Origin of the sequence: Enterococcus sp. AZ080, from assembly GCF_051714945.1 — a bacterium.
Classification (GTDB): Bacteria; Bacillota; Bacilli; order Lactobacillales; family Enterococcaceae; genus Enterococcus_B; species Enterococcus_B pernyi.
Genome location: NZ_JBIOSV010000001.1, coordinates 519,185 through 541,215, shown reverse-complemented (window position 1 = coordinate 541,215; position 22,031 = coordinate 519,185). Strand labels below are relative to the sequence as shown.

Here is a 22,031-nt window from a genome sequence, read left to right as displayed (position 1 = left end):
GCCTTCCTTCCTATACATCCGCTTCTCTTCGAGCAATCTTGTCACTCACTTGTTGCCCACTCAAAGTGACCATTGGCATACCTGCACCTGGATTGACTGTCCCACCTACAAAGTATAAGTTGTCATAGCGCTCACTATGTTTTGCATGTTTGAACCCATGATTTTTCTTACGATCAGAGACAGTCCCATAGATTGCTCCACGATGGGATAAATAATTTTTTTGGATATCTTCCGGGGTCCAACGATTTTCATAGACAATATGTTTTCTCAAATCCGTTAATCCCATCGTTTCTAATTTGATCAAGATACGCTCCCGAAAGGCATCGTATTCTGCCTCTGTAAATGGTTGATCTTGTAAATAAGGGATGTGCGGTAAAATCTTGATGTTCTCATGTCCTTCGATGGTTTGAGAAGGATCAGTCTTATTGACATTCACAAGATAGATCGTTGGGTCGTCTGGCAACTGATGCTGATGGAAGTTTTGATCAAAGTTTTCTTTAGAAGCATTCGAAAAGAAAAAATTATGATGGGCTAATTGTGGGTATTCTTTATTAACACCTAGATGCAAGACAAAACCAGAACTTGCGGGTTCAAATTTCTTTTCTAATTTCTCTGTAAACGCTGGTTTTTCATCTAATAATTGTTCATAAGCTGGGATGACTTCCATATTCGAAACAAAATAATCTGCTTCGATCACCGTCCCATCCGCTAGTCGTGCCGAACGGATCTGTTCATCCACTACATTTAGTTTTTCAACCTGACAGCCAGTATGGAACGCTACGCCGAGCTCTTTTCCAAGATTGACGATTCCTTCAGCAATTTTATGCATCCCGCCCGGAACATACCAAATTCCTTGCTCATGCTGCATGTAACTCATCATATTTAAAACCGCTGGCGCATCATAAGGAGAGGAACCGACATATTTGCTGAAATACCCTAAGATATCTTGCATTTTTGGATGACTCACACGTTTAGCGATTCCATCATGCATCGAAGAAAAATAATCAAACCCTTTCAACGCTTTGATCACACCATGTTCTTTTAAAATCTCCATTGTCGAATCAAGCCCTTTGTCAAAATAACCGACTTCTGTGGCCGCATAGATTTCCTTCGCATAGTCTAAGAAATCTTGATACTCCATCATGTCTTTTTCAGTCAGCAAAGGATTTTCTTGGGCCATTTTCGTTAAATCACTGTATAGATCAATCGTTGTGTGATCAGGAAAAAAAGAACGCCACTGCAAATCTAACCGTTCGATCGGAATGTAATCTGCCATCTGTTTGCCACTCGTGAGAAACAGTTTTTCAAAAATTTGGGGCATCGTCAAAATCGATGGACCTAGATCAAAGCCAAACCCATTTGCTTCTAAACGGTTCAATTTCCCCCCTAAATGATCGTTCTTTTCATATAGCGATACGTCGAATCCTTCTTGGGCTAAGGAAACTGCTGCAGACAAACCACCAAGTCCACCTCCCAGAACAATGACTGATTTCTGTTTGTTTTTCACAAAATCACCTCTTACTTTCTAAGTCTTAAAGCACATTTTCACAGATGTAAATTCGTAAGATCCAACTGTAAAAAAACACTTTATATCTATCTCTATAGTAGCATATCTCTAAAAAAACTTATTTTATTGCGCATTGTATTGTTATAAAACACTAAGAAAGGATAAAAGAAAAAACAGAAGAAACAAACACGTATGAAACGCTTTGTCTATTCTGTCTTAAGCTAATGGCACGTTCTTATGCGCTGATTCCGTTGCTTCTATCAAAGTATCGGCACAAACAAGCCACTGATTTTCTCTTTGATTTTCGTCCATGCACTTCGCTCTTGCCATTCGTCTTTTTTGACCTTTTCAGCGTGGGCTAAATCTTCTGTAAAATGGACGTTCAATTCATCAATCGTTTTTGATGGACCATAAATGAACATTGACAGTTCATGATTGAGATAAAAACTGCGAATATCAAAATTAGTTGATCCAATCGTTGCAACCACATCATCAACGATCATATATTTACAATGGATAAATGCAGTCGTATCGTAGATCGACACTTCAACTCCTGCCGATAACAACTCATCAATAAACGAGTTCGTCCCATGAAATGAAATCCCGCGATCGCCTTTTCCCGGTATGATCAATTGTACTTTGATCCCACAGCGAGCTGCTCGTCTGAGTGCCCCAAGAGTTTCTTCATCTGGAATAAAGTAAGGCATAGCAATCTTGATCGAATCAACTGCTTTACCAATCAAGTCATTGAAAGAGTCTTTGATGATCCTCTCCTGATCATACGGCCCTCCGTAAACGACCTGTACGATTTCCGAACCTTTTGGTTGTTCCGTTTGTAATGGAAAATACAGCTCTTGCTGATTGATGAAATAAGTGATCGTTTCCGTCCCTTCATCGAGAAATAACCAATCATAAACGAAACATTCCTGCAACTCGAGTACAGAAGGCCCTTCGATTCGAACATTCGTATCCCGCCAATAAGAAAACTTTTTCCCGCGTCCACTATACTCATTCCCGATATTCATACCACCAGTGTGTGCAATTTCCCCATCGATCACAACGATTTTCCGATGATTGCGCCAATTGGCTTTGTTACTCAGCCACGGTGAATTCAATAGATCATAGGTTCTTACCTCTACACCATTTTCTCGCATCGTATCTAATAATTGATTCGGGAAAGCAATTGATCCGACACTGTCATACATAAAACGTACTTTGATTCCCTGTCGAGCTTTTTCGATCAAAGCAGCAACTAGTTCTTCGCCAGTTTCATCCCCTTTTATAATATAGAAGAAAACATGGACATGATGTGTTGCCTGTTTGATATCTTGCAACAATGAAGCAAAAGCATCCGTCCCTTCTTTTAACAATGTCAATTGATTGTCTTTTGTGGGATACTTTGCGGAAAGATGGAAAATTTCTTTGGAAAGATCGTGCTTGGCATGAATGATTTCTGAATGTTCCTGAAGGATCTTGGACACCGTCTCTTGTATGTTTCGTTCATTGTCTAGTTGCTGTTTCGATAACTTGCGTAATCGTGGCTCACGACCAATCAGATAGTACAGCATGATCCCGACGACCGGTAAAAATAATAACGCTAAGATCCAAGCAATTTTAGAGGTTGCTTCTCTTTGATCAAAAATCACTAAATAGCCACAAAGAAGAAAGGCAAAAATTTCCACGATCAGCCACGCATAAATGATTTGATTCAAAAAAATAATCAGCGAAACAGCTACAAGAATCAATAATATCAATAATATTTTGTATTGTTGCAATTTATTCTTTATCATATCTATCTCCATATTCGCTCGCTTCGTTTTTTTGTTGCTTCTTTTTTCTGTGCCAATCAACGTTAATGGTGACAACACACCTTATATAGATTATATACGTTATAGTTACTCTAGTGTAAAGAAATCTCTCGTTTTCTTCGCACTTTTTTACAGAAAGTTTTCAACTAATAGAAAAATACTTTTTTCCCTCAGTTTTAAGAAAATGAAAGAAGTGAGATAATATTCATCATCTCATACTCCCTAAAACTGAGTAAATGTAATTAAAAAAAGGATGTTAGCAAAAATAAGCCAGAAATCCCGAAAATCTTAGCGGTTTCTGACTTATTTTTTGGAGCTGTATCTGGCTATCACAACTCTTTTTTTTATTGATTTTCTGGAACACTACTCAATTCCCAAGTAAGTGTCGTTGAATATTCTTTGGCTTCTGGATTCGTTCCTTTCGGTACATACAAACCAACACTTTTATCAGCTGTCTCTGCATTACCAAAACGATAGATCCAGGTTCCTGTTCCAGATTTTTCATCTGCTTGTAATAAGATTCTTTTAGTATTTGGTATGATTTTTTGGCCAGTTTCTTCTTTTAGCGCAGGCGCTGTTCCGCCTTGAGCTGTCACTAGTTCTTGATTGAGTAACTGGATCTCAGAACCAATCAATTCATGACCATTTTGATTACTGAATTGTCCATTCTGGGTAACCGATAATTGCCAACCACTTCGCTCATTGTCCGGTCGACGATCACTGATTTGAACATAATTTGGTCGCTCTTCGTTCTCTTTCACTGTCCCATCTTCATTCAACAATCGTTGAGGTTGGGCATAATAGGTTTGTTCATGAACAGAAATAGCTTGTGAGCCAAAATTGAAGGACGAAATAAAGTCAATGCTTAGTTGCCCTTGATCTTCTGGCAATTCTGGTTTATTTTCAGGTTCCACTTCTAATTCTGGATCCAAAGGATCTACCGGTGAGAAAGGTCCTACATCCTCAACGATTAATGTCGTAGCCGGTTCAAAAGTTACATCGTGAAATGTTAAGTCAGCGGCTGGGTTAATATTTCCACGTGCGTTATTTGTTTCTGGCGGATTGATCACACCTGCGGCTTCTGCCGAGCCTTCCGCATCTCTTAGAAAGACCTGAATCTCATCGTCTTCTTTTAAAGTTAAGTCAGATAAATTCAGGATAAAGTTACCCTCGTCGTCTACCGTTACATCAGAAGTGTCAAAGATTTGTCCATTATGAGTTGCGGTTATTTCAACCTCTTTGTTTTCAACATATCCCTGAACATGTGTTGCTGTTTTTCCGATGATATTCACAGGGAACTCCGCTGGTTTTGGTGGGATAATTGGAAAGACGACAACACTATCTATTTTGATATCGTCCGGCAAACTGGGAACTCCAACTTCACCAACACCGCGAAAAGCAGATAGAACGCTAATCCGATCTCCCTCATTTAAAAGTTCCGGTAATTTTACTTCAAATATTCCCTCTCTATCTGCTTCACCATAGATACTATCTACTTTAGTAACTGCTCTATGTGTTTCTTTTTCTCCAGTAAGTCGTTCAATTTCTATCTCTAGTTCTACCTCGCCTTCAAACGCTGATCTATAGTCACTCCCTTCCGGAATACTTACATGACCAAAAATAGACTTATCTGCATTGGTAGGAACTCTTAATTCATCTACAACAGCACGTGCGTTATTTGCACTAATTCTACTATATGCAGTCATTCCAGCTGGTCCAAAAGTACTTGTATTAAATGATTCCGGATCGCTAGTCTGTCTAATAGTATTAAAATTGCTTCCCGTTAATTCAAAATCAATCATATTCCAATACTTTTCTGCTTCAAGATCAAAATTAGAACCATTAGTCCATGCTGCAAAATTAGAATTTTTCAAATCAAATATAGAGGATGCCGATACACTATATATATTGCCTCCGTTTGGACGTGTATTTTTAAAATCAAAAAAAAGTGGATTATCAATAGTTATATTACTAATTGAACCATTAAATATTGCACCTGATGCAGTGCTCGATCTTCCAATTGCTGTAAAACTAGTCCCTTCCCTAACATTGATTTCCATCGAACTGTTTCCACCAATAGCAGGTCCAAAATCAGAGACAATATTTACTTCTGTTCCCACGCCACTCAAATCAAAAACTCCACCATCATTAGCAAATTCTATACCTTGATTCGCCGAATTATTAGGTGATCCGTTTCCACCATTGTACATTTGTAATTTACTATTTCCTTTTACAAAGAATTGACCATCCGCACGAAATCTTACTGCCGGAGCAGCTCCTTCTTCAGCCTCAATAATAACAGTACTATTATTATCTATATCAAATCGAGAACCTCGGCTTGCAGCCCCATAAAATCTAACTGTTGCATCATTTCCATCAAGACGAGAAGAGTAAAGTTCCATTTTAGAGCCATTGTCTACCAAAATTCTTGAATTCGTAGCAGTATCATAAAGAAGCGCACTAGTTTGAGGGGCTTCTATTTTCAAAGATGCTCCATTGTTAACCTCAATAAGCGATTCATTTGAATCAAATCTAATAACCCCTCCGTTTCTACCCGAGCTTGTTGAAGTTGTATTAATAGAAACTGTAGTGTCTTCATCCGTAATTTGAACTACCGGTAATACGCCTGAAATTTGTGCTAACTTTGCTTGCAGGTCCATACTTACTTTACTTCCATTTCGAGCAAAAAATTTATTGACTCGGAAGACAGCATCATCACGCCCATTCATAGTCGACCTATAAGTATTTTCGCCACCTATATATCCTGCCTTTGCATTCGGTGCATTAACTAAACCAGATACATTCCCACTTCCCGTATGAACATTTTCAAAATTTAATGTCCATCTTTGACTGTTGGCTGCTGTACCTGTAAAAATTGCTGTAGTTCCTGGTTTTGTTATTGTTATATTTTTTAAAGTAATTGTCGTCTCTACGCTCACTGATCCAAGTGTGAATCCAGCAGTATTATTAGCAAAATCTATCGACCATCCTTGTCCGTCAATTTCGATATTTCTGTTGATCGTTCCTGCCGATCCAGCGTTTCTGACTATGTCGTTTTCCAAAATAATTTTTTGTACATCATCGTTACTTATGGCTTTTTGAAATTCTTCCCATGTAGAAACACTTACGAAAGGCTCTTTCTCCTTTGTTTGTTGATCCTGCGGAGCTTCTTCCTTAGGCTCATCTACTTCTTCGGATGTCTGATCATCCTCTTGATTTTCTTCTATTATATATTCTCCCTCTTTTGATTCCTTTTGTCCGCCTAGCTCATCATCAGGGGAGTCACTTTCTTCAGCTGGAAGTTCATCACTGATTGCTTCTGGCTCACTGATTTTTAGCTGAGTCGTCGTTTCTTCCACAGACAGTTCATAGTTTCCTATCTTGTCAAATACCAAAGGAAGAACAAACGTATTTTGCGCATGTTTTGAGTGAACGATCCATTCATGAGGCTGCTCTCCTTGTTCGATTGAAATCCCTGCCGACAATTGGTCTTGGATAAGCGTTGCTTCTTCTGGTAAGATCACTCGTGCCTCTGACACTTCTTGATCAGAAAAGAACGTCACTTGTAGCGGAACTTTTATCGTTCCTTGCAATTGAGATTGAGAAAAGAAAAAGTTAGGATTACTGGATAGTTCTTTTAAGGAGTTTTGGATAGCAGGACGTTCCATTGGCTCATGTTCCACATTGTCCATCGTGGTTTCTGCGTAGACCATGCCTATCGGTATAGTTACTGTTTGTATCACTAAAATTGTCGTCCCTAAAAAAATCATCGTTCTTCTTAATCTTGAGGGCATTGTATTCACTCCTTCTCATTACTCTTATTCGGTTGCTCTTTTTTTCTTTTATGGATTAGGTAAAGAATTATTCCAAGCAATAAAACAAGTAACATGATTGAACCAATCATCCACCAATTAATACTCGTATCGACCATAACATCCGCACGATTCAATGCTCGTGCTTCATCTGCTTCGATCGTAAAGGTTCTTTCCCATTGCCATTCGTCTTCCCCAGAACGTGCCGTCATTTTCAATACGTAGTCACCACTGCGAAAACGATCACCTTCTAAAGAAATCGGGAAATTAAAATTGGAATTGGGTGCCATTTGCATCTGTTCTTGACTGGCTTGGTATAAAATCTCTTCTTCGCCCACTTTTTGAACCGTAGCTTCGACTTCTAAGCGATTCACGAATGTCGGGGTGAAGTTTTGTAGATTCGCACTGATCACATTGCGATAGTTGAGTTGGTCAGCAAAAACATCTAACAACTCTAAGTCCGGTTGTACAGCATCTTGTTTGTTGCTCACAACCACACCGATGATATACGCAAAATCATTTTGGATGGCGACACCTTCTTCATTACTCGTTTCTTCTGTTGCTTCTTCTTTGACTTCTGACACTCGTAATCCACCAGCTAACAATCCTTCAAATTCTTCTTTAGGCATGTTCAAATCAAGCGTAACGGTCTTTGTTTCATTTCCAGCAAGCTCAATGATTTCTGGTTGTTCAATCAACTCAGCCAACGAATGTTTGAGCGTTGGATCTGCTTCTTCCGCATCTTGTCCGTATTCTACGACCCCCATCACGTTGGTATAAGCAGTATGTGGGGTGATTTTGATTTTTTTGGCTTCTGCGTTTGCGTTTTGTAGTTTCAACGTTAGCTTTTCTGTCGTGTCTGGTGCAAGATTCAATTGAAAATAACGATCATTTCCTGATTTTTGATTTTCTGAGAACTCAGGCGTTACATAAAAATTCAACGTTCCTTCTTCCGCTCCAACCAACATGGGAGCCATCAGGCTGACAATCATGACGAGTAATACGATCCCCACTTGTTGGATTTTATTTTTTCGATATGTACTTGTCTTTTTCATAAACTTACCCCTTTCTTTAAAGGAGGTAGCGCTACAAAATTGTAACGCTACCACATTCACTTCTATAAACAAAAATCGGTTGCTTTTTAATGATTATGATTCGTTATGTTACTCATATTTTTTTTCTTGTTAATTTACACCACTAACATCAGGTGTATTGGATAATTCCCAAGTCAATGTTGATTTATATTGTGTCGCGTCTTTTGCTGTAGAACCAGGAACAAACAATTGGATCGCATTATTTGTTACTACTTCAACTTCATCGTTCACCTCTTGTGCATCTAGGTCTGCTTGGTTTCCCCAAACAACTGAAGATACCCCTGCACCTTTATCTTTTTCTGCTGTCATCACGGATACCGCAGAAGCATTTGGTATTAATTTCATTCCAGCTGGATGAGCTACTGGCGCATTACCAGGCGTGCTTCCTTCATACTGGATTCTTGGATCCAACAATGAAATTTCTGCACCGAGCAATGTATCATTTGTTGTATTCGTTGCTTTAAAGTCGGTCATGCGTACTTGCAGATTCCAACCAGCATTCGTTCCACGGACATCTTGTACTTGCGCAAAACTGACATACGGAACTTTGTTTTCTTCACCAGTTGTCCCCTTTTTTTGTTGTTTTTCTGCAACCATATTGTATGTTCGATCTTGATTTGAAATGACTTGTGAACCGAAATCCATTGTGACAGCTTTCATGATCGATAAAGGTCCAGTTGTTCCTGGCACTTCAGGCTCAATCTCGACATCTGGTTCTTTTACTGGCGGAACAACGACTAGCTCTTCATCTTCATTTGGTGTAAATTCAATCGTTCCATTAGTTGTTACATTACGTACTTCTTTTGATGTGTTTGTGGAACCATCTTCTGCAAATACAGTCATACCTCCGGCAAAAACTGTTGATGATAAGGCTGCAATTGTTGCTAATCTAACTAATTTCATTTATACACGTCCTACTTTCTATGATTGTTTTTTCTTTTTGTATTTCCAAAACCAAAAACTAAGTGTCACTATCACAAGAAAAACCCCTAAAATTATCCAACTACTCATTTGTTGTGCATTCGTTTTTGGCAATCTTCTGTGACTGGCATCTCTCTCCTCTGACGGTTGTTGAGCGATTTCTTTCGGGAAATCTGGTTTGATTTCAACTTCTGGAGCTGGTACTGGATCTCCAGGCATTTCATACATGCCTGTAAAACCGACTGTCCCCTCTGTTTCAACCGATCGAACCTCTGTCCCGTATACAACCAAGGGTGCATAACATTGAATAAGTAACATACTCAGGCTTAGTATGTATTTTTTTTTACGATTCATTTCCCTCCTCCTATAACCTTTCTTACATAATAGTAATTATCATTACTTTCTGCATAAATAAGATTAACGTAGCTCAAAAAGAAAAGAAATTCATATTTTTCACTAACTAGTGAAGTGGCTTGTTCCCACTTTCACTATGTGACTTTGATAGATTCGCTCCTTTAGTTGCACAACAAAAAATCGATGAAGAACCGCGGAGATCAGTTAATCTCTTTAGTTACTTCATCGATTAACGTCGTTTTTTGCTTCTTACAGCATACTATTGAGTAAAGGATTCAACTGAGTAAAAATGTTGACCCAATCATTTCTATTAGGGACTCGATTGATCAACAAATAGTCCTTGTTCAACTGGTAATCCAATAAATAAGGACGATAATTCGTTACGATCAAATCAACATGCTCAACGTTCAAACGTTCTTCTGTCAATTCATGTAACGGAACAAACAGCACATGATGCTGCTTCGACAACAGTTGATTGGCTTGGACTTTGATCAACTGAACGAGTAAATGATTACCTTCCAAAAGAAACAACACTGTTTTCTTAGGTGAATAATAAGAGAACAAGATTTCTGTATACATCGTTAAACTTGCTATGATATCTTCTAAATATTTCTCTGAGAAAGACAGCAATGGTTGATTTTTTTGAATAAATTGTCGATTTTTCTCATAGGCTAAACCATAGAGACCTTTGATGATAATAATTTCTTCATTTAATAATTTATTCAGTATTGGTGCCATTTCATTATTGATTTTCCTCCCCAGAAAAAAGGCAGAAAGAAAGGTGGATAATATAGGATTAGTCTTACGGTCGATGTTGAATAATTGGAAGTAAGATTCAATCACTGGATCTATTTCAGGCCACTGATTATACTTCTCCAAAAAGACAGTCTCTTGCTCGATATGATCAATTGTTCGTTTGCTAATTATGATCAAAAAAAGCCAAATGATTTCATCTTGATGGATCGAAATACCATACTCCTTTTTGATCAGTGGAATCAATTCGGACATCAATAAAAAATCTGTCTCATTGCTAAAATCGATCTCTTTTATCCTACGAGGTAAAGAGATGATATGCCCATTCTTGTTTCTGATCATCGTGATATACAAACAGTAATAAAATCCTGTGACCATGATCCCTGTACCTATCTCATACTTACCAAGACGCTCACCTAACTTATCCAAAAACATTTGGTGGATTCTTTCCGGGGGATAGACCGTATACGGTGTTGGTTCTCCTTCATAAAAAAAATCAAAAAAAAACTTGCGGATATTTCCTTCTTTTCCCACAAGGTCCACTGGTTTTAAGCTAAGTGAAAGCTGATATTCTTTTAAAACCTCTTTGATTTGAGCGACTGATCGTAGCATCGTACTTTCTGAATAATTATAGCGATCAGCTAATTCTCCGACAGATACTAGCTCTCCATAAAAAATGTCACTGATAATTTCAAACCAAATCTCCGATTGTAACAATGCTTCTTTGTCTTCATGATACAGTCGTCGATTTTTTTCTTTAAAAAAATAGCCAGTGGTATTTGACTCAAAAATCGCACTCTCTTCAAAGTAATTTTTCAGTTCACTGACATCTTTTAGGATCGTACGCTTAGAAACACCAAGTTGTTGTGACAATCCGACAATCGTAAACATATTCTGTTGTTCGATCACATTTAAAATCCGCATCCACCTTTCTGTAATCGTATTTGTAATAAATTTTAACTGTAACTCTCGCATTTTTCACACCTCTTTTGCTTTTTATATCTATTCTAAAAAAAATAGATTGTAAACATGTATATCAAAAAATATGTGAAAATACTAATAATAAATAAGTGAATAAACTAAAAAATAACATACTTATGATGGCTTTCCATAACGCGTTGACAAGTTTAAACATATCGTGCTATACTCACTTTAACAAATTGAAGGAGGTCACTATGCGAGAAACATTTTTAGCGTTATTACGCGATTCCACGCCCCTATTTACGACATTACAAGAAGAAAATCGTCAAGAAATCGTCAGTTTGCTAGTAGAAAAAGGTGGTTTAAGTGTGACAGAAATCACAGAAGAAATGTCTATTTCTCGCCCCGCTATTTCTCATCATTTAAAATTGCTTTTACAAGCAGGGATTGTGTATGTCGAAAAACGTGGCAAAGAGCGGATCTATTATTTAGATGTTGCTTGTATCAAACGTAATTTGAAAGGATTTATGCAACTATTAGAAAAAATATAAAAAGGCTTCGGCCTTTCTTTTTAAATAAATAGGTTCATAAGTTCGAACATATAAATATATTAAAAGGAGAAAACGCATGATCAACCAACTTTTACAGAATCAACAACATTTTTTTGAAACAGGAAAAACAAAATCAATCGACTTTCGATTAGCCCAATTAATCAAACTGAAACAGGCGATGCAAGAAATAGAGATTGAATTGACACAAGCATTATTCAAAGATTTGCGAAAACCAGCACACGAAGCATATGTCACTGAAATTGGTGTTGTCTATCAAAGTATTTCTGAGATGATCAAAAAATTAAAGAAATACGCTAAGCGAAAAAATGTTCATACACCGATTTATATGTGGGGGAAAAGTTATCTTGAGTATGAACCTTATGGACAAGTGTTGATCATTGCTCCTTTCAATTACCCATTTCATTTAGCTATTGAACCACTGATTGGGGCAATTGCGGCAGGGAATACGGTGATTTTAAAGCCAAGCGAATTAGCACCAAATGTGGCTAAAGTTCTGACAAAATTGATTCATTCAACTTTTGACAAAACATACATTGCCTCGGTCGAAGGCGGTGTGGACGTAACGACTGAATTACTCGCACAAAGATTCGATTATATCTTCTTTACTGGCAGTGTCCCAGTAGGAAAAATCGTAATGCAAGCTGCCGCAAAGAATTTGACACCCGTCACTTTAGAATTAGGTGGCAAGAGTCCCGCGATCGTCGATGATACTGCTAATTTAAAAGTGGCAGCAAAGCGCATCGTTTGGGGAAAATTGCAGAACAACGGACAAACTTGTATTGCGCCAGATTATGTTTTAGTGTCCCGTAAACGAAAAAACGCATTGATCAAAGAAATGATTATTGCCACGAAAGAATTTTATGGTTCTGATATCCGAAATAACACAGACTATGGCAGGATCATCAATGATCGCCATTTTATCCGATTGCAACAGATGTTAGAAGCTGACCACTCCTTTGTCGTATTTGGCGGTGAAACAGATCGGGAAGATTTATATATTGAACCCACAATTTTGGATTTACCTAGTCATGATGCCGCAACCATGCAAGAAGAAATCTTTGGGCCGATCTTACCAACCTTGACTTTTGATACCATCGATGATGCGATTTCTCAAGTTAAACAGTATGAAAAACCTTTAGCACTATATCTATTTACAACATCGAATCGGAAAAAAGAACAGCTCATGACCGCTATTTCATCAGGAAATGTGACGGTCAATGATGTTCTGAAACATATTGCCAATCCTCATTTACCTTTCGGTGGTGTAGGAGAATCTGGTATCGGTGGCTATCACGGAAAATATAGTTTTCTTACCTTTTCTCATCAAAAAGGAGTCTATGAAAATCGTTTAACCTTCAATGTTCCTGGATTATTCCCACCTTATTCAAATCGATCGTTGAAACTTTTAAAAAAAATACTGAAATAAAAGGAGAATTCAATGCTATTATCAAAAATCACTTTACCAAATCAAACAATCTTAAAAAATCGAATCGTCAAATCTGCAATGAGTGAAACACTTGCCGACAAAGAAAATAACCCAACTGAAAAACATATTCATCTTTATCACCGTTGGGCTCAAGGCGGTAGTGGACTTTTAATTTCAGGAAATGTCATGGTCGATCGTGATCATTTAGGTGAACCTGGAAATGTTGTTATAGATGAAAATACAGATAAATCAATTTTAAAAGCCTGGGCCAAAGCTGGAACAGAAAACCATACAAAATTTATTTTACAAATCAATCATCCCGGCAAACAGTCACCCAAAACAATGAACTCACAACCGGTTGCCCCTACTGCTCAACCGATAGGTGAAGAACTTCAAGGATTTTTTAATCCTCCAAGAGAACTAACTACTAAAGAGATCAAAACACTGGTGGAACAATTTGTCACAGTTGGTAAAATAGCGGAAGAATCTGGTTTTTCTGGGGTACAGATCCATGGTGCACACGGCTATCTCATCAACCAATTTCTTTCTCCAGCAGATAATCAGCGAACCGACCAATACGGTGGTTCTTTGGAAAATCGGATGCGTTTCCTTCTTGAGATCTACCAAGGGCTAAGAGAAGCCACTACACCTGAATTTATTGTTGGTTTAAAACTTAATTCCACAGATTTTACTGCTCAAGGGTTTAGTGAAGAAGACTCGCGTCAAGTTATTTTAAGAATGGCGGAACTAGGGATCGATTTTGTTGAGATTTCTGGTGGTAATTACGAAAAAACAAAATTCATGGAGGTTGGGGAAGGGGCATTTTTCCTTGATTTTGCTAAAGATATCCAACAGCAAGTGACAACCCCAATCATTCTAACTGGTGGACTGACACAACCAGAAACAATGGAAGAAGTAATCACTAAAGAAAAAATTGCGATGGTTGGACTAGCACGAGCACTAGCAATGAATCCAGAGTTGCCAAATCAACTAGCAGAAGGACATGCTCAATCCATTCAGTTACCACGTCTAACGACACATCTGAAAAATCTCGACAAAAAAGCTGGGAGCATTATTAGTCTTTCTTATTATGAACAACAAATGAATCGCTTAGCGACTGGTAAAGAAGCTAAATTTACAACCAACGCTTGGTCACCGCTTCTTGATGCAATGTTTAGACATGGTCTAAACATTCTAAAACCAAGACGCAGATGATGGTTGCTAGTCAATCAATAAAAAGAAAATCCGTTCGACTTTCTGTTTCTTAGTCGAACGGATCTTTTTTTGATGCAACACAGAAAAACTTGTTAGTTACCTCCTAAACGGATTATCTGATCAATAAGAAGATGATATTTTTCAGCTATTCTTTTTGACCAGATAACATGAAAGAGCAAACCGATGAGATTCGATAAAACAGACTGTTCATATTCGTTACATTTCTTGTATCAAAATGACTCACATCTATTTCTCTTAAATTGCGCATCTGGGTAAACATACGTTCCATATTTGTTACTTGACTCGTATCTAAATACTCCATTCCTTCAATTGTTTGGACATTTCGTAAATTTTTCAAAAAATCCTTGGTTATGTTCCCCCTGCTCAGCATTCGATAAGACACTATTTCTTGTTCCAATCAAACTTCCCCGTAATTCGATCCTCCCCGTGATAACGATGCCGTTGATCATTTCTTGATTCGCGGACGTATGATTAAAATAATCCGTCGCTCCATATCGACCACCAACATTATTTTCCTCATCGAAGATGCCAGAACTTAGAGTCAGTGTCCCAGAAGCATCGACTGTCCATGGAATCGTTCCTAATTGACCAGATTCAACGACTGCAGGATCAAACCCTTCAGTCTCATTAACAAACGCTTCTACATCGCTTTGCTCAATAGTCCACTCAGGCGCTTCTATAAGTTCAGTACTTATCTCCGCTCCCTCATAGAGCCTATCATTTTCAATTTCTTCAAATTGAGAAAACTCTTCTATCCCGTTTTCTTGCGGAATATTATTAAAATGGAACACATCGTCTTTTAAAACCAATTCGTCATTGCTATGTGCTTCTGGTGATTCCTCCGATTCTACGTGAATCGCAATTACTTGCCCAACTGGCAAAAGCATCATCATCATCACAACATTGAAAATCAAAAGTTGTTTTTTCCACAAACCTTTCTTTTTCATGTAGCCACCCACCCTAACTCTATATAAGTGAAAGAATTTGTCATTAATAGCTTATAGCCTACTCAAATAAACAATATATCTTAATCATGTATCTAATCTCTCAGCTATTAATAAAAAAGCTCTCTCTTTTTCAATAATATATCACCTCATTTAATCTTAATCCATTTATTATTTTTTTCTAATTCAGAAAAATTACTGTACTCACGCCTATTTCCCTGATATAAAAGAATGATTAAGTAAAAATAAAATAACGTTTGAAAGAAAAGATAAAAACAGCTCAAACCCTTACTTAGAATGAACTAAAAGCAAAAATTACATTATACTAAAAAAACACATCTTTATAACCATTAAGACAATGTGATGCACAACCTGAGATCCACTCCAATTCCCCTAAAAAAAGATATTTATTCCTCAAAATAAACCGAATCCCTTTTCAACTGTTCCTTGGATTATTGGAAGACAAAAAAAACTGACCTAATTTCTTAGATCAGCAAGTCTATCGATACAGTTGATTATAAATGGTTGGTTTCTTACAATTTTTTTGAAAAATCAATGTTTAAATTTTTGAAGTAATGAAAAATAGCAACTCAACCTTTAAGAAATTGATTATTCATTGCCTGTAAACTTAATTGATCGATAGCCAGTGCTTGTTTCAAATAAGTTTGGATCGACCCGTATTCCTTTTCTACCACTTGATAAAAACGGTCCAAGTAACTACTGTCCACATTCAACGCAACATCTAAAGCAGCTAGATTCCCCTCAGTCAAGTGGACTTTTTTTGCTTGCGCCAAAATCAACGCATTTTCTTTTTTACGTAGTTCATTCGTACGTAAATAATCGACATAGATTGCCTTGCGAGGAACGTCTAATGACTCTAATATTAGTAAGGCTGCGATCCCCGTTCGATCTTTCCCAGCAAAACAATGGAATAAAAGACTTTCCTCTTGATCCAAAGTAAGTACTTCTTGGAAGAAACGAGCATACCCTTTCTGCGAAGTCGGATTCAATGCGATATCTTCATATATTTTTGTCATATAGTTCGTAGCTTTTTCAGGTGAGCCGATTTTCACAAAATCTTCCAGCCCAGCGCCTTCGTCTGCCACATCTTTCATGATGTCGATATGGATATATTTCGTCTGTGGAACCGTTTTATCTGGTCGAGCCTGAATTTCATCTTCGCCGCGTAAATCAACGATTTTACTTAAACGATAGGTGGTTTCTAAATGTCTAGCATCTTCTTCTGTCAAACTAGATAGTTCACCTGAACGCAAGAAAACATTTGTTAAAACTTCTTTGCCATTTCTATTTTTGATGCCACCGATATCGCGAAAATTTGTGATTTTTACCATTTCTGCAATGACCTTCCTTTTCCTATATTTTAGGATCGTTTCCACTTAGTTCCTCAGAAGCGGTTGCGTACTGCATCTGAAAGAACCACCAAAGATCCTTGTCAATTTATAGTCAATATACTCGACTGTGATTCCTCGTTTCTCTAATTCTTCACCAATAAAAGTAAATTCTGGATCTGTGATATACGTTGTCTCGTTGATCGGCAGTCCGTTCGTCGCCAATCGAGAGGCTTGTGCTAAAGACACCTCTACCCGATCCCAATGGCTTAACTGTTCTGGGATACCATTTAGGAACGCTTCTTCACACACGATCATCAATCCATCTTTGACAAGGCTTAATGCGCAGTCTAAATGCAGGATCGTCGGATGAAGTGGCACTTCGATCACTTTGTAGCCGAATCGTTTGACTAGATTTCTTAACCATTCAATACCACGAGTATTGGATGCTAACCCTGAGTTACCTGCAAAAATCGTTTTTCCTAATACTAAAACATCTCCACCTTCTAAGAAAGGCCCTTGGTCTGAATCGATACCTTGCGAAATATCCGGCTTAGGAATAGAAAAATACAAGCAGTCATTCTCATTCGATTCATTCATGAGTAGCTCACGAATCGGTAGAATCTCATTTCTGCGGTGTGGGAGCTTCAATGAGCCTTCAATCAATAGATCCCCGATCGTAAAAAAGGGATCTCGGGTGAAAAAGTTACTGTAGCCATACTCTAGCCCTAGTTTTTTTTCAAAAGAGGTCAACTTTCTTGGTAAAAGGACTTCTACCTCATGTTTTTCTAGTACTTTTTGTAAATTCTTCCGTTCGACTTCCCAAGCTTTTTGTTGTTCTGGGAAAGCTTCACTAAAGTCTTTGCCTATCACTTCAGGCCCACTAAATAATTCATGGTTTTCTTCTGTCAAGAAATCGACACCGGTTAATTTTTTCGTAGGAAAGCCAAATTCAGACTGTGCTAAAACGACCCGTTTTAGCGGTGCAAACTCGCTTTTCACAAAAATATGATCCATCGTTTCTGCTCCTCCTCGATTTGTTCGAATCTTTACAGGAAATAACATGCGAAACCAACCAAAAATATTAAAACAATCAAAGCAATCATTGGTTCGACCCATGTTTTTTTCGAAGAAAGAAAGACATTTTTCTTATTTTTTACAAATCCCCAACCAAACTCTCTAGGGAGTTGTACTTCTAATATCATCCCACCTGATAAAGGCAAGAGTGCCACTTTATATCTGGATTTTGCAAACAAAAACAATGACATAAAATAAAGACCGAACTGGATGATTTTGATCAATCGAATGATTTGGATATTTTTGATTTTTCTCACTATTTCTCTCCTTCTATCCTAGCGGTTATCGGCTAACAATAACACCCTTTCTCTTTTTCTTAGGATATTTTTTAATTATTTGGTTAAAAGAGCGTTCTATTCTGTTACCTCTGCTCCCCAACCTCCACTATCTGCCAGAAGCAACTTTTTTTACTATAACATGAGTTGACTTCGTCTAGATCAAACCGATCATAATCGTTGGTTTTGGACTCATAACCTACAAAATCTCTCACTAAATAGCCCACATCCAGTCGATTGGAGGTGAGCTATTTTCTACCGAATTATTTCATTTCTACGCTTTCACCATTAGTCGCAATCACTTTTTGATACCAGTAAAATGATTTTTTAGGCGAGCGGGCCAGCGTTCCTTTGCCCTCGTCATCTCGATCGACATAGATAAAGCCGTATCGTTTACTCATTTCACCAGTTCCTGCACTGATCAAATCAATACAGCCCCAAGAAGTATAACCAATCAAGTCCACGCCATCATCGATTGCTTTCCCCATTTCTTGGATATGTTGGGCGAGATAATCGATCCGGTAGTCATCGTGGATCGAGCCATCTGGTTCAATTTTATCGACAGCCCCGAGTCCATTTTCTACGACCATCACTGGGATTTCATAGCGAGAATAGATTTGATTCAAGGTATATCGCAACCCGACCGCATCAACTTGCCAGCCCCATTCGCTTGTTTCAAGATACTCATTAGCCACCCCGCCAAATAAATTGCCGCCACTTTTATCTGACCGAGTATTTAAATCATCTGCAATACACGTACTCATGTAATAACTGAACGTATAATAATCGACAACGCCTTCCTTCAAGAATGCCAAATCCTCTTCTGTGATATCCACTTCGATTTTTTCTTTTTCAAAGTAGCGTTTCATGTAATAAGGATAGGCTCCTTTGACTTGGACATCGCCACAGAAATAATTTAACCGGTCATTCATTTGTTGCGTCTTCAATACATCTAATGGATGACAGGTTTTAGGATACATCGTGATATACGCCAACATACAGCCGATCTGAAAATCAGGATTGATTTTATGTCCAGCAATCACCGCTCGAGCAGAAGCAAGGAAGACATTGTGTAAGGCTTGATATTTTTCTGTTTCCGTATAAGTTCGATTAAATAATCCATTGATTTGTTTGCCATGTTCTAAGACACCAAAATTGATTTCATTGAAGGTCAACCAGTATTTCACTTTGCTTTTGTAGCGTTCAAAAAGTGTCGTTGCGTAACGTTCGTAATACTCGATCGTTCGTTTGTCTAAAAATCCGTCATACGTTTTTCCCAAATGAAACGGTAACTCAAAATGTGAGATCGTCACGATCGGTTCGATCCCATATTTATGTAGCTCATCAAACACTGCATCATAAAATTTCAACCCTTCTTCATTTGGCTGCTCTTCGTCACCATTAGGAAAAATCCGTGTCCACGCAATCGATAAACGATAGGCTTTAAAGCCCATTTCCGCAAATAATGCGATATCTTCTTTGTAGCGATGATAAAAATCAATCGCTGTATGGCTCGGATAGTAATACTTGGTTTCATCGATCACCAAATCAAAGGTACGTCGTTTCCCCATCTCACGATTGCCTGCACGATTGTGATCGCTGATCGAATCTCCTTTACCATTGACAGCCCATGCTCCTTCACATTGATTTGCCGCTGTTGCGCCACCCCATAAAAAATTCTTCGGAAAACTCATCAGTCATTGCCCCTTTTCAGTTTGATATGATAGCCTTACTGTTATTTTATTATTGAGTATAAAAAAAGACCTAATCAACCACCTAAAAAGGCCGTTGATCAGGTCTAGCTTAACTGAATAATCACTATCCTATCTAAAAAGATACTATTTTTTGTAAACGTTGTCAAACATTGATTTATTCGTCATCTTCAGCCAATGCAACAATCACTTGGTTCACATTCAAAATATTCTCTGCACCAGAGCGAACATATTCCGGCGCCGATCCAACCATTTGACTATTGATAAACTCGATGACCATTGGCATATTCATGCCCGCATATAATTCGATCGCTTCGCCTTCCATGATCAATTGGACAATACTATTGGCTGGCGTCCCGCCCATCAAATCACAAAAGACAACATAGTCTTCCAACGAAGAAACCACCGCAAGAAATTTTTCTTTGAAATCCTCTGTTCCTTCTTCCGGCAATAAAGGCACTGTATGAATATGAGCTTGTGGCCCCATGATCATTTCGGTACTTGCCTTTAGTCCTTCACAAAGTTGTCCGTGACTGACAAGAACTAACTGTTTGCTCATTTTCAACACCCTCCTATTTTGAGATCACACCTAAAGCGGATAAAACGACACAGATAATCAAGACGATAAAAATTGCTCTTGTTGATGTCATATTCTTTTTGCCTAATAACCAATAGACACCGCCAACGATCGCTGCTGGTAATAGTTTAGGAAGGATCATATCAATATTATTTTGCATGTTCATCGTCACATCACCAATGCTCGGCGCCCAGGAAACTTTCACATTCACCATTGTAGCAACTAATGCACCTACCATAAACACCCCTAACAAGGTTGCGGCATCTGTGAGCGCTGTTAATCGTGATTGCATCGTGGTCACTAAAGAAATCCCTTCTTTGTAAGCAAATTGCAATTGTTTCCAACGAAAGACCATGACTGCGATTTGTGCTACTATCCAGATAAAAATACCCGCGGGGTTCCCATTGATCGCCATATTTGCGGCTAATGCCCCAAAAATGGTCGGGATCAATGCGGCGAAAATGGAATCGCCAATTGCGGCGAAAGGTCCCATCAATCCAGCTTTCATCCCAGAGACAGTTTCTTTTGCAGCAATGCCCTCTTTTTCTTCAATTGCTAAATCGATCCCGGTAATGATCGTGTTGAAAAAGTTAGAGGTATTAAAAAATTGTGTATGAGTCTTCATTATTTCTTTTAATTCCGGCGTATCATCTCCGTAGATTTTTCGCAATTGTGGCAGGATCGTATAGAGATAGCCTGAACCTTGCATCCGCTCATAATTCCAGCCTAATTGGAAAGTCAACAAGCTTCGGCGGTTGATTTGTGTAAAGTCTTCTTTCGTTAACTTGTAATTAGATTTCGTCATCTTCGATTTCTCCTTCCTCAGAGGTTGTATGGGGACTTGCTACTTGCTGGTTTTCTGTTCGTTGATTGTTTTTATAGCTGATCGCTGCTAAAGAGAAACCGATCATTGCTACTGCCAACATCGGTAATGAATTGAAGGTTGCTGGCAAATCTTTGACGACACTTGCGACACTCGTGCCAAGCAACTGGACATTTGAGAACAACGTTGCTAATAAAGCAGTGATCGTAAAACCTAAAATCAGATAAGGAAAATGTTTCTTGACTGGTAAATAACGTAGTAAAATAGCAAAACCGACTGCTGGTAAAACGGCTCCTGCGACAGATAAGCCATCTCCTAACCATTTCAAATCGCCATTTAGCACAGCGACGACGTTTTCGACTAGTCCGCCACCAAATGCTAAGGCTAAAAAGACGGGGATCAAACGTGACAAGGACCAAGGAAGAGCACCTAATAAATAATTGCGTTCAATTGCTTTATAATTCATTGTTTCGACATGTTGGTCGATACGATGAGCGAAGTACGTATTCGCAAATCGAGCTAAAATATCCAATTGGATCATTAAACTAGCGACAGGAACTGCAATAGCTGCAATTGCCTGTTCTGGATTCATCCCTAATGAGATGGAAAAAGCAGTCGCTAGTATCGTTCCGGAGTTTGCATCGATCCTTGAAGCACCGCCAAATGTCCCAACACCTAGAACGGTCAATTGCATACTACCACCGATGATCAATCCAGCTTGTAAATCCCCCATGACTAATCCGGTGAACAAACCGGCAAAAACGGGGGCACTCATTGAGGAATAAATTTGTAGTTCATCTAAAATCTGATAACCTGCATATAAAGATAATAATAAGATTTGCCACCATTGAATGGACATCTACTTAACCC

General features: G+C 38.3%; 19 protein-coding genes. 3 read left to right on the top strand and 16 right to left on the bottom strand.

The genetic code is table 11. The features are described 5' to 3' along the window. Positions 1–10: 10 nt before the first annotated feature. From IGK01_RS02515 to IGK01_RS02485, 7 genes are all read right to left on the bottom strand, one after another. Positions 11–1,507, bottom strand: coding sequence for a phytoene desaturase family protein (locus tag IGK01_RS02515; protein ID WP_071866704.1), 1,497 nt, complete (start codon positions 1,505–1,507; stop codon positions 11–13). A gap of 260 nt (positions 1,508–1,767) precedes the next feature. Continuing rightward, positions 1,768–3,297, bottom strand: a complete 1,530-nt coding sequence (gene cls / locus IGK01_RS02510; protein WP_010736291.1) for a cardiolipin synthase — start codon at positions 3,295–3,297, stop codon at positions 1,768–1,770. 362 nt (positions 3,298–3,659) lie between these two features. Then, complete coding sequence (locus IGK01_RS02505; RefSeq protein ID WP_438840477.1) at positions 3,660–7,109, bottom strand: WxL domain-containing protein; 3,450 nt, start codon at positions 7,107–7,109, stop codon at positions 3,660–3,662. Between the two features lie 5 nt (positions 7,110–7,114). Continuing rightward, the gene (locus IGK01_RS02500; RefSeq protein WP_023519121.1) at positions 7,115–8,182 is read right to left on the bottom strand and encodes a DUF916 and DUF3324 domain-containing protein; all 1,068 of its coding nucleotides are present in this window, start codon (positions 8,180–8,182) and stop codon (positions 7,115–7,117) included. 129 nt (positions 8,183–8,311) lie between these two features. Next, entirely contained in the window at positions 8,312–9,124 is an 813-nt protein-coding gene (locus IGK01_RS02495) for a WxL domain-containing protein (RefSeq protein ID WP_010736295.1), read from the bottom strand. Positions 9,125–9,142: 18 nt separating this feature from the next. After that, the gene (locus tag IGK01_RS02490) at positions 9,143–9,496 is read right to left on the bottom strand and encodes an LPXTG cell wall anchor domain-containing protein (protein ID WP_010736296.1); all 354 of its coding nucleotides are present in this window, start codon (positions 9,494–9,496) and stop codon (positions 9,143–9,145) included. A 249-nt stretch (positions 9,497–9,745) separates the two neighbouring features. Next, positions 9,746–11,224: a helix-turn-helix domain-containing protein gene (locus tag IGK01_RS02485; protein WP_153830438.1), complete on the bottom strand. Its 1,479-nt coding sequence runs from the start codon at positions 11,222–11,224 to the stop codon at positions 9,746–9,748. Between the two features lie 200 nt (positions 11,225–11,424). On the opposite strand from IGK01_RS02485, the gene IGK01_RS02480 reads away from it, so the two are divergent. From IGK01_RS02480 to IGK01_RS02470, 3 genes are all read left to right on the top strand, one after another. Beyond that, positions 11,425–11,721, top strand: coding sequence for an ArsR/SmtB family transcription factor (locus IGK01_RS02480; protein ID WP_010736298.1), 297 nt, complete (start codon positions 11,425–11,427; stop codon positions 11,719–11,721). Positions 11,722–11,797: 76 nt separating this feature from the next. Beyond that, a complete protein-coding gene (locus IGK01_RS02475; protein ID WP_010736299.1) occupies positions 11,798–13,168 on the top strand; it encodes an aldehyde dehydrogenase family protein in 1,371 nt (456 codons plus the stop codon). A 12-nt stretch (positions 13,169–13,180) separates the two neighbouring features. Further along, a complete protein-coding gene (locus tag IGK01_RS02470) occupies positions 13,181–14,383 on the top strand; it encodes an NADH:flavin oxidoreductase/NADH oxidase family protein (protein ID WP_153830437.1) in 1,203 nt (400 codons plus the stop codon). 145 nt (positions 14,384–14,528) lie between these two features. On the opposite strand, the gene IGK01_RS02465 is transcribed toward IGK01_RS02470, so the two are convergent. The 9 genes from IGK01_RS02465 to IGK01_RS02425 form a co-directional block, all read right to left on the bottom strand. After that, the gene (locus IGK01_RS02465) at positions 14,529–14,741 is read right to left on the bottom strand and encodes a BspA family leucine-rich repeat surface protein (protein WP_034691316.1); all 213 of its coding nucleotides are present in this window, start codon (positions 14,739–14,741) and stop codon (positions 14,529–14,531) included. Continuing rightward, positions 14,710–15,351 (bottom strand): hypothetical protein, encoded by a 642-nt coding sequence (locus IGK01_RS02460; protein WP_438840476.1) that lies wholly within the window; start codon positions 15,349–15,351, stop codon positions 14,710–14,712. The genes IGK01_RS02465 and IGK01_RS02460 overlap by 32 nt, the downstream gene beginning before the upstream one ends. 587 nt (positions 15,352–15,938) lie before the next feature. Further along, positions 15,939–16,700, bottom strand: a complete 762-nt coding sequence (locus IGK01_RS02455) for a tyrosine-protein phosphatase (protein ID WP_071866699.1) — start codon at positions 16,698–16,700, stop codon at positions 15,939–15,941. Between the two features lie 45 nt (positions 16,701–16,745). After that, positions 16,746–17,714, bottom strand: coding sequence for a dimethylarginine dimethylaminohydrolase family protein (locus tag IGK01_RS02450; protein WP_023519114.1), 969 nt, complete (start codon positions 17,712–17,714; stop codon positions 16,746–16,748). A gap of 32 nt (positions 17,715–17,746) precedes the next feature. Continuing rightward, positions 17,747–18,031: a hypothetical protein gene (locus IGK01_RS02445; RefSeq protein ID WP_023519113.1), complete on the bottom strand. Its 285-nt coding sequence runs from the start codon at positions 18,029–18,031 to the stop codon at positions 17,747–17,749. A 281-nt stretch (positions 18,032–18,312) separates the two neighbouring features. Then, positions 18,313–19,743, bottom strand: coding sequence for a glycoside hydrolase family 1 protein (locus IGK01_RS02440; protein WP_023519112.1), 1,431 nt, complete (start codon positions 19,741–19,743; stop codon positions 18,313–18,315). A gap of 175 nt (positions 19,744–19,918) precedes the next feature. Continuing rightward, positions 19,919–20,320, bottom strand: coding sequence for a PTS sugar transporter subunit IIA (locus tag IGK01_RS02435; RefSeq protein WP_023519111.1), 402 nt, complete (start codon positions 20,318–20,320; stop codon positions 19,919–19,921). A 13-nt stretch (positions 20,321–20,333) separates the two neighbouring features. Next, positions 20,334–21,143 (bottom strand): PTS system mannose/fructose/sorbose family transporter subunit IID, encoded by an 810-nt coding sequence (locus tag IGK01_RS02430; protein WP_010736307.1) that lies wholly within the window; start codon positions 21,141–21,143, stop codon positions 20,334–20,336. Further along, on the bottom strand, positions 21,130–22,020 hold the full coding sequence (locus tag IGK01_RS02425; protein ID WP_062805684.1) for a PTS mannose/fructose/sorbose/N-acetylgalactosamine transporter subunit IIC: 891 nt from the start codon (positions 22,018–22,020) through the stop codon (positions 21,130–21,132). The genes IGK01_RS02430 and IGK01_RS02425 overlap by 14 nt, the downstream gene beginning before the upstream one ends. Positions 22,021–22,031: the final 11 nt, after the last annotated feature.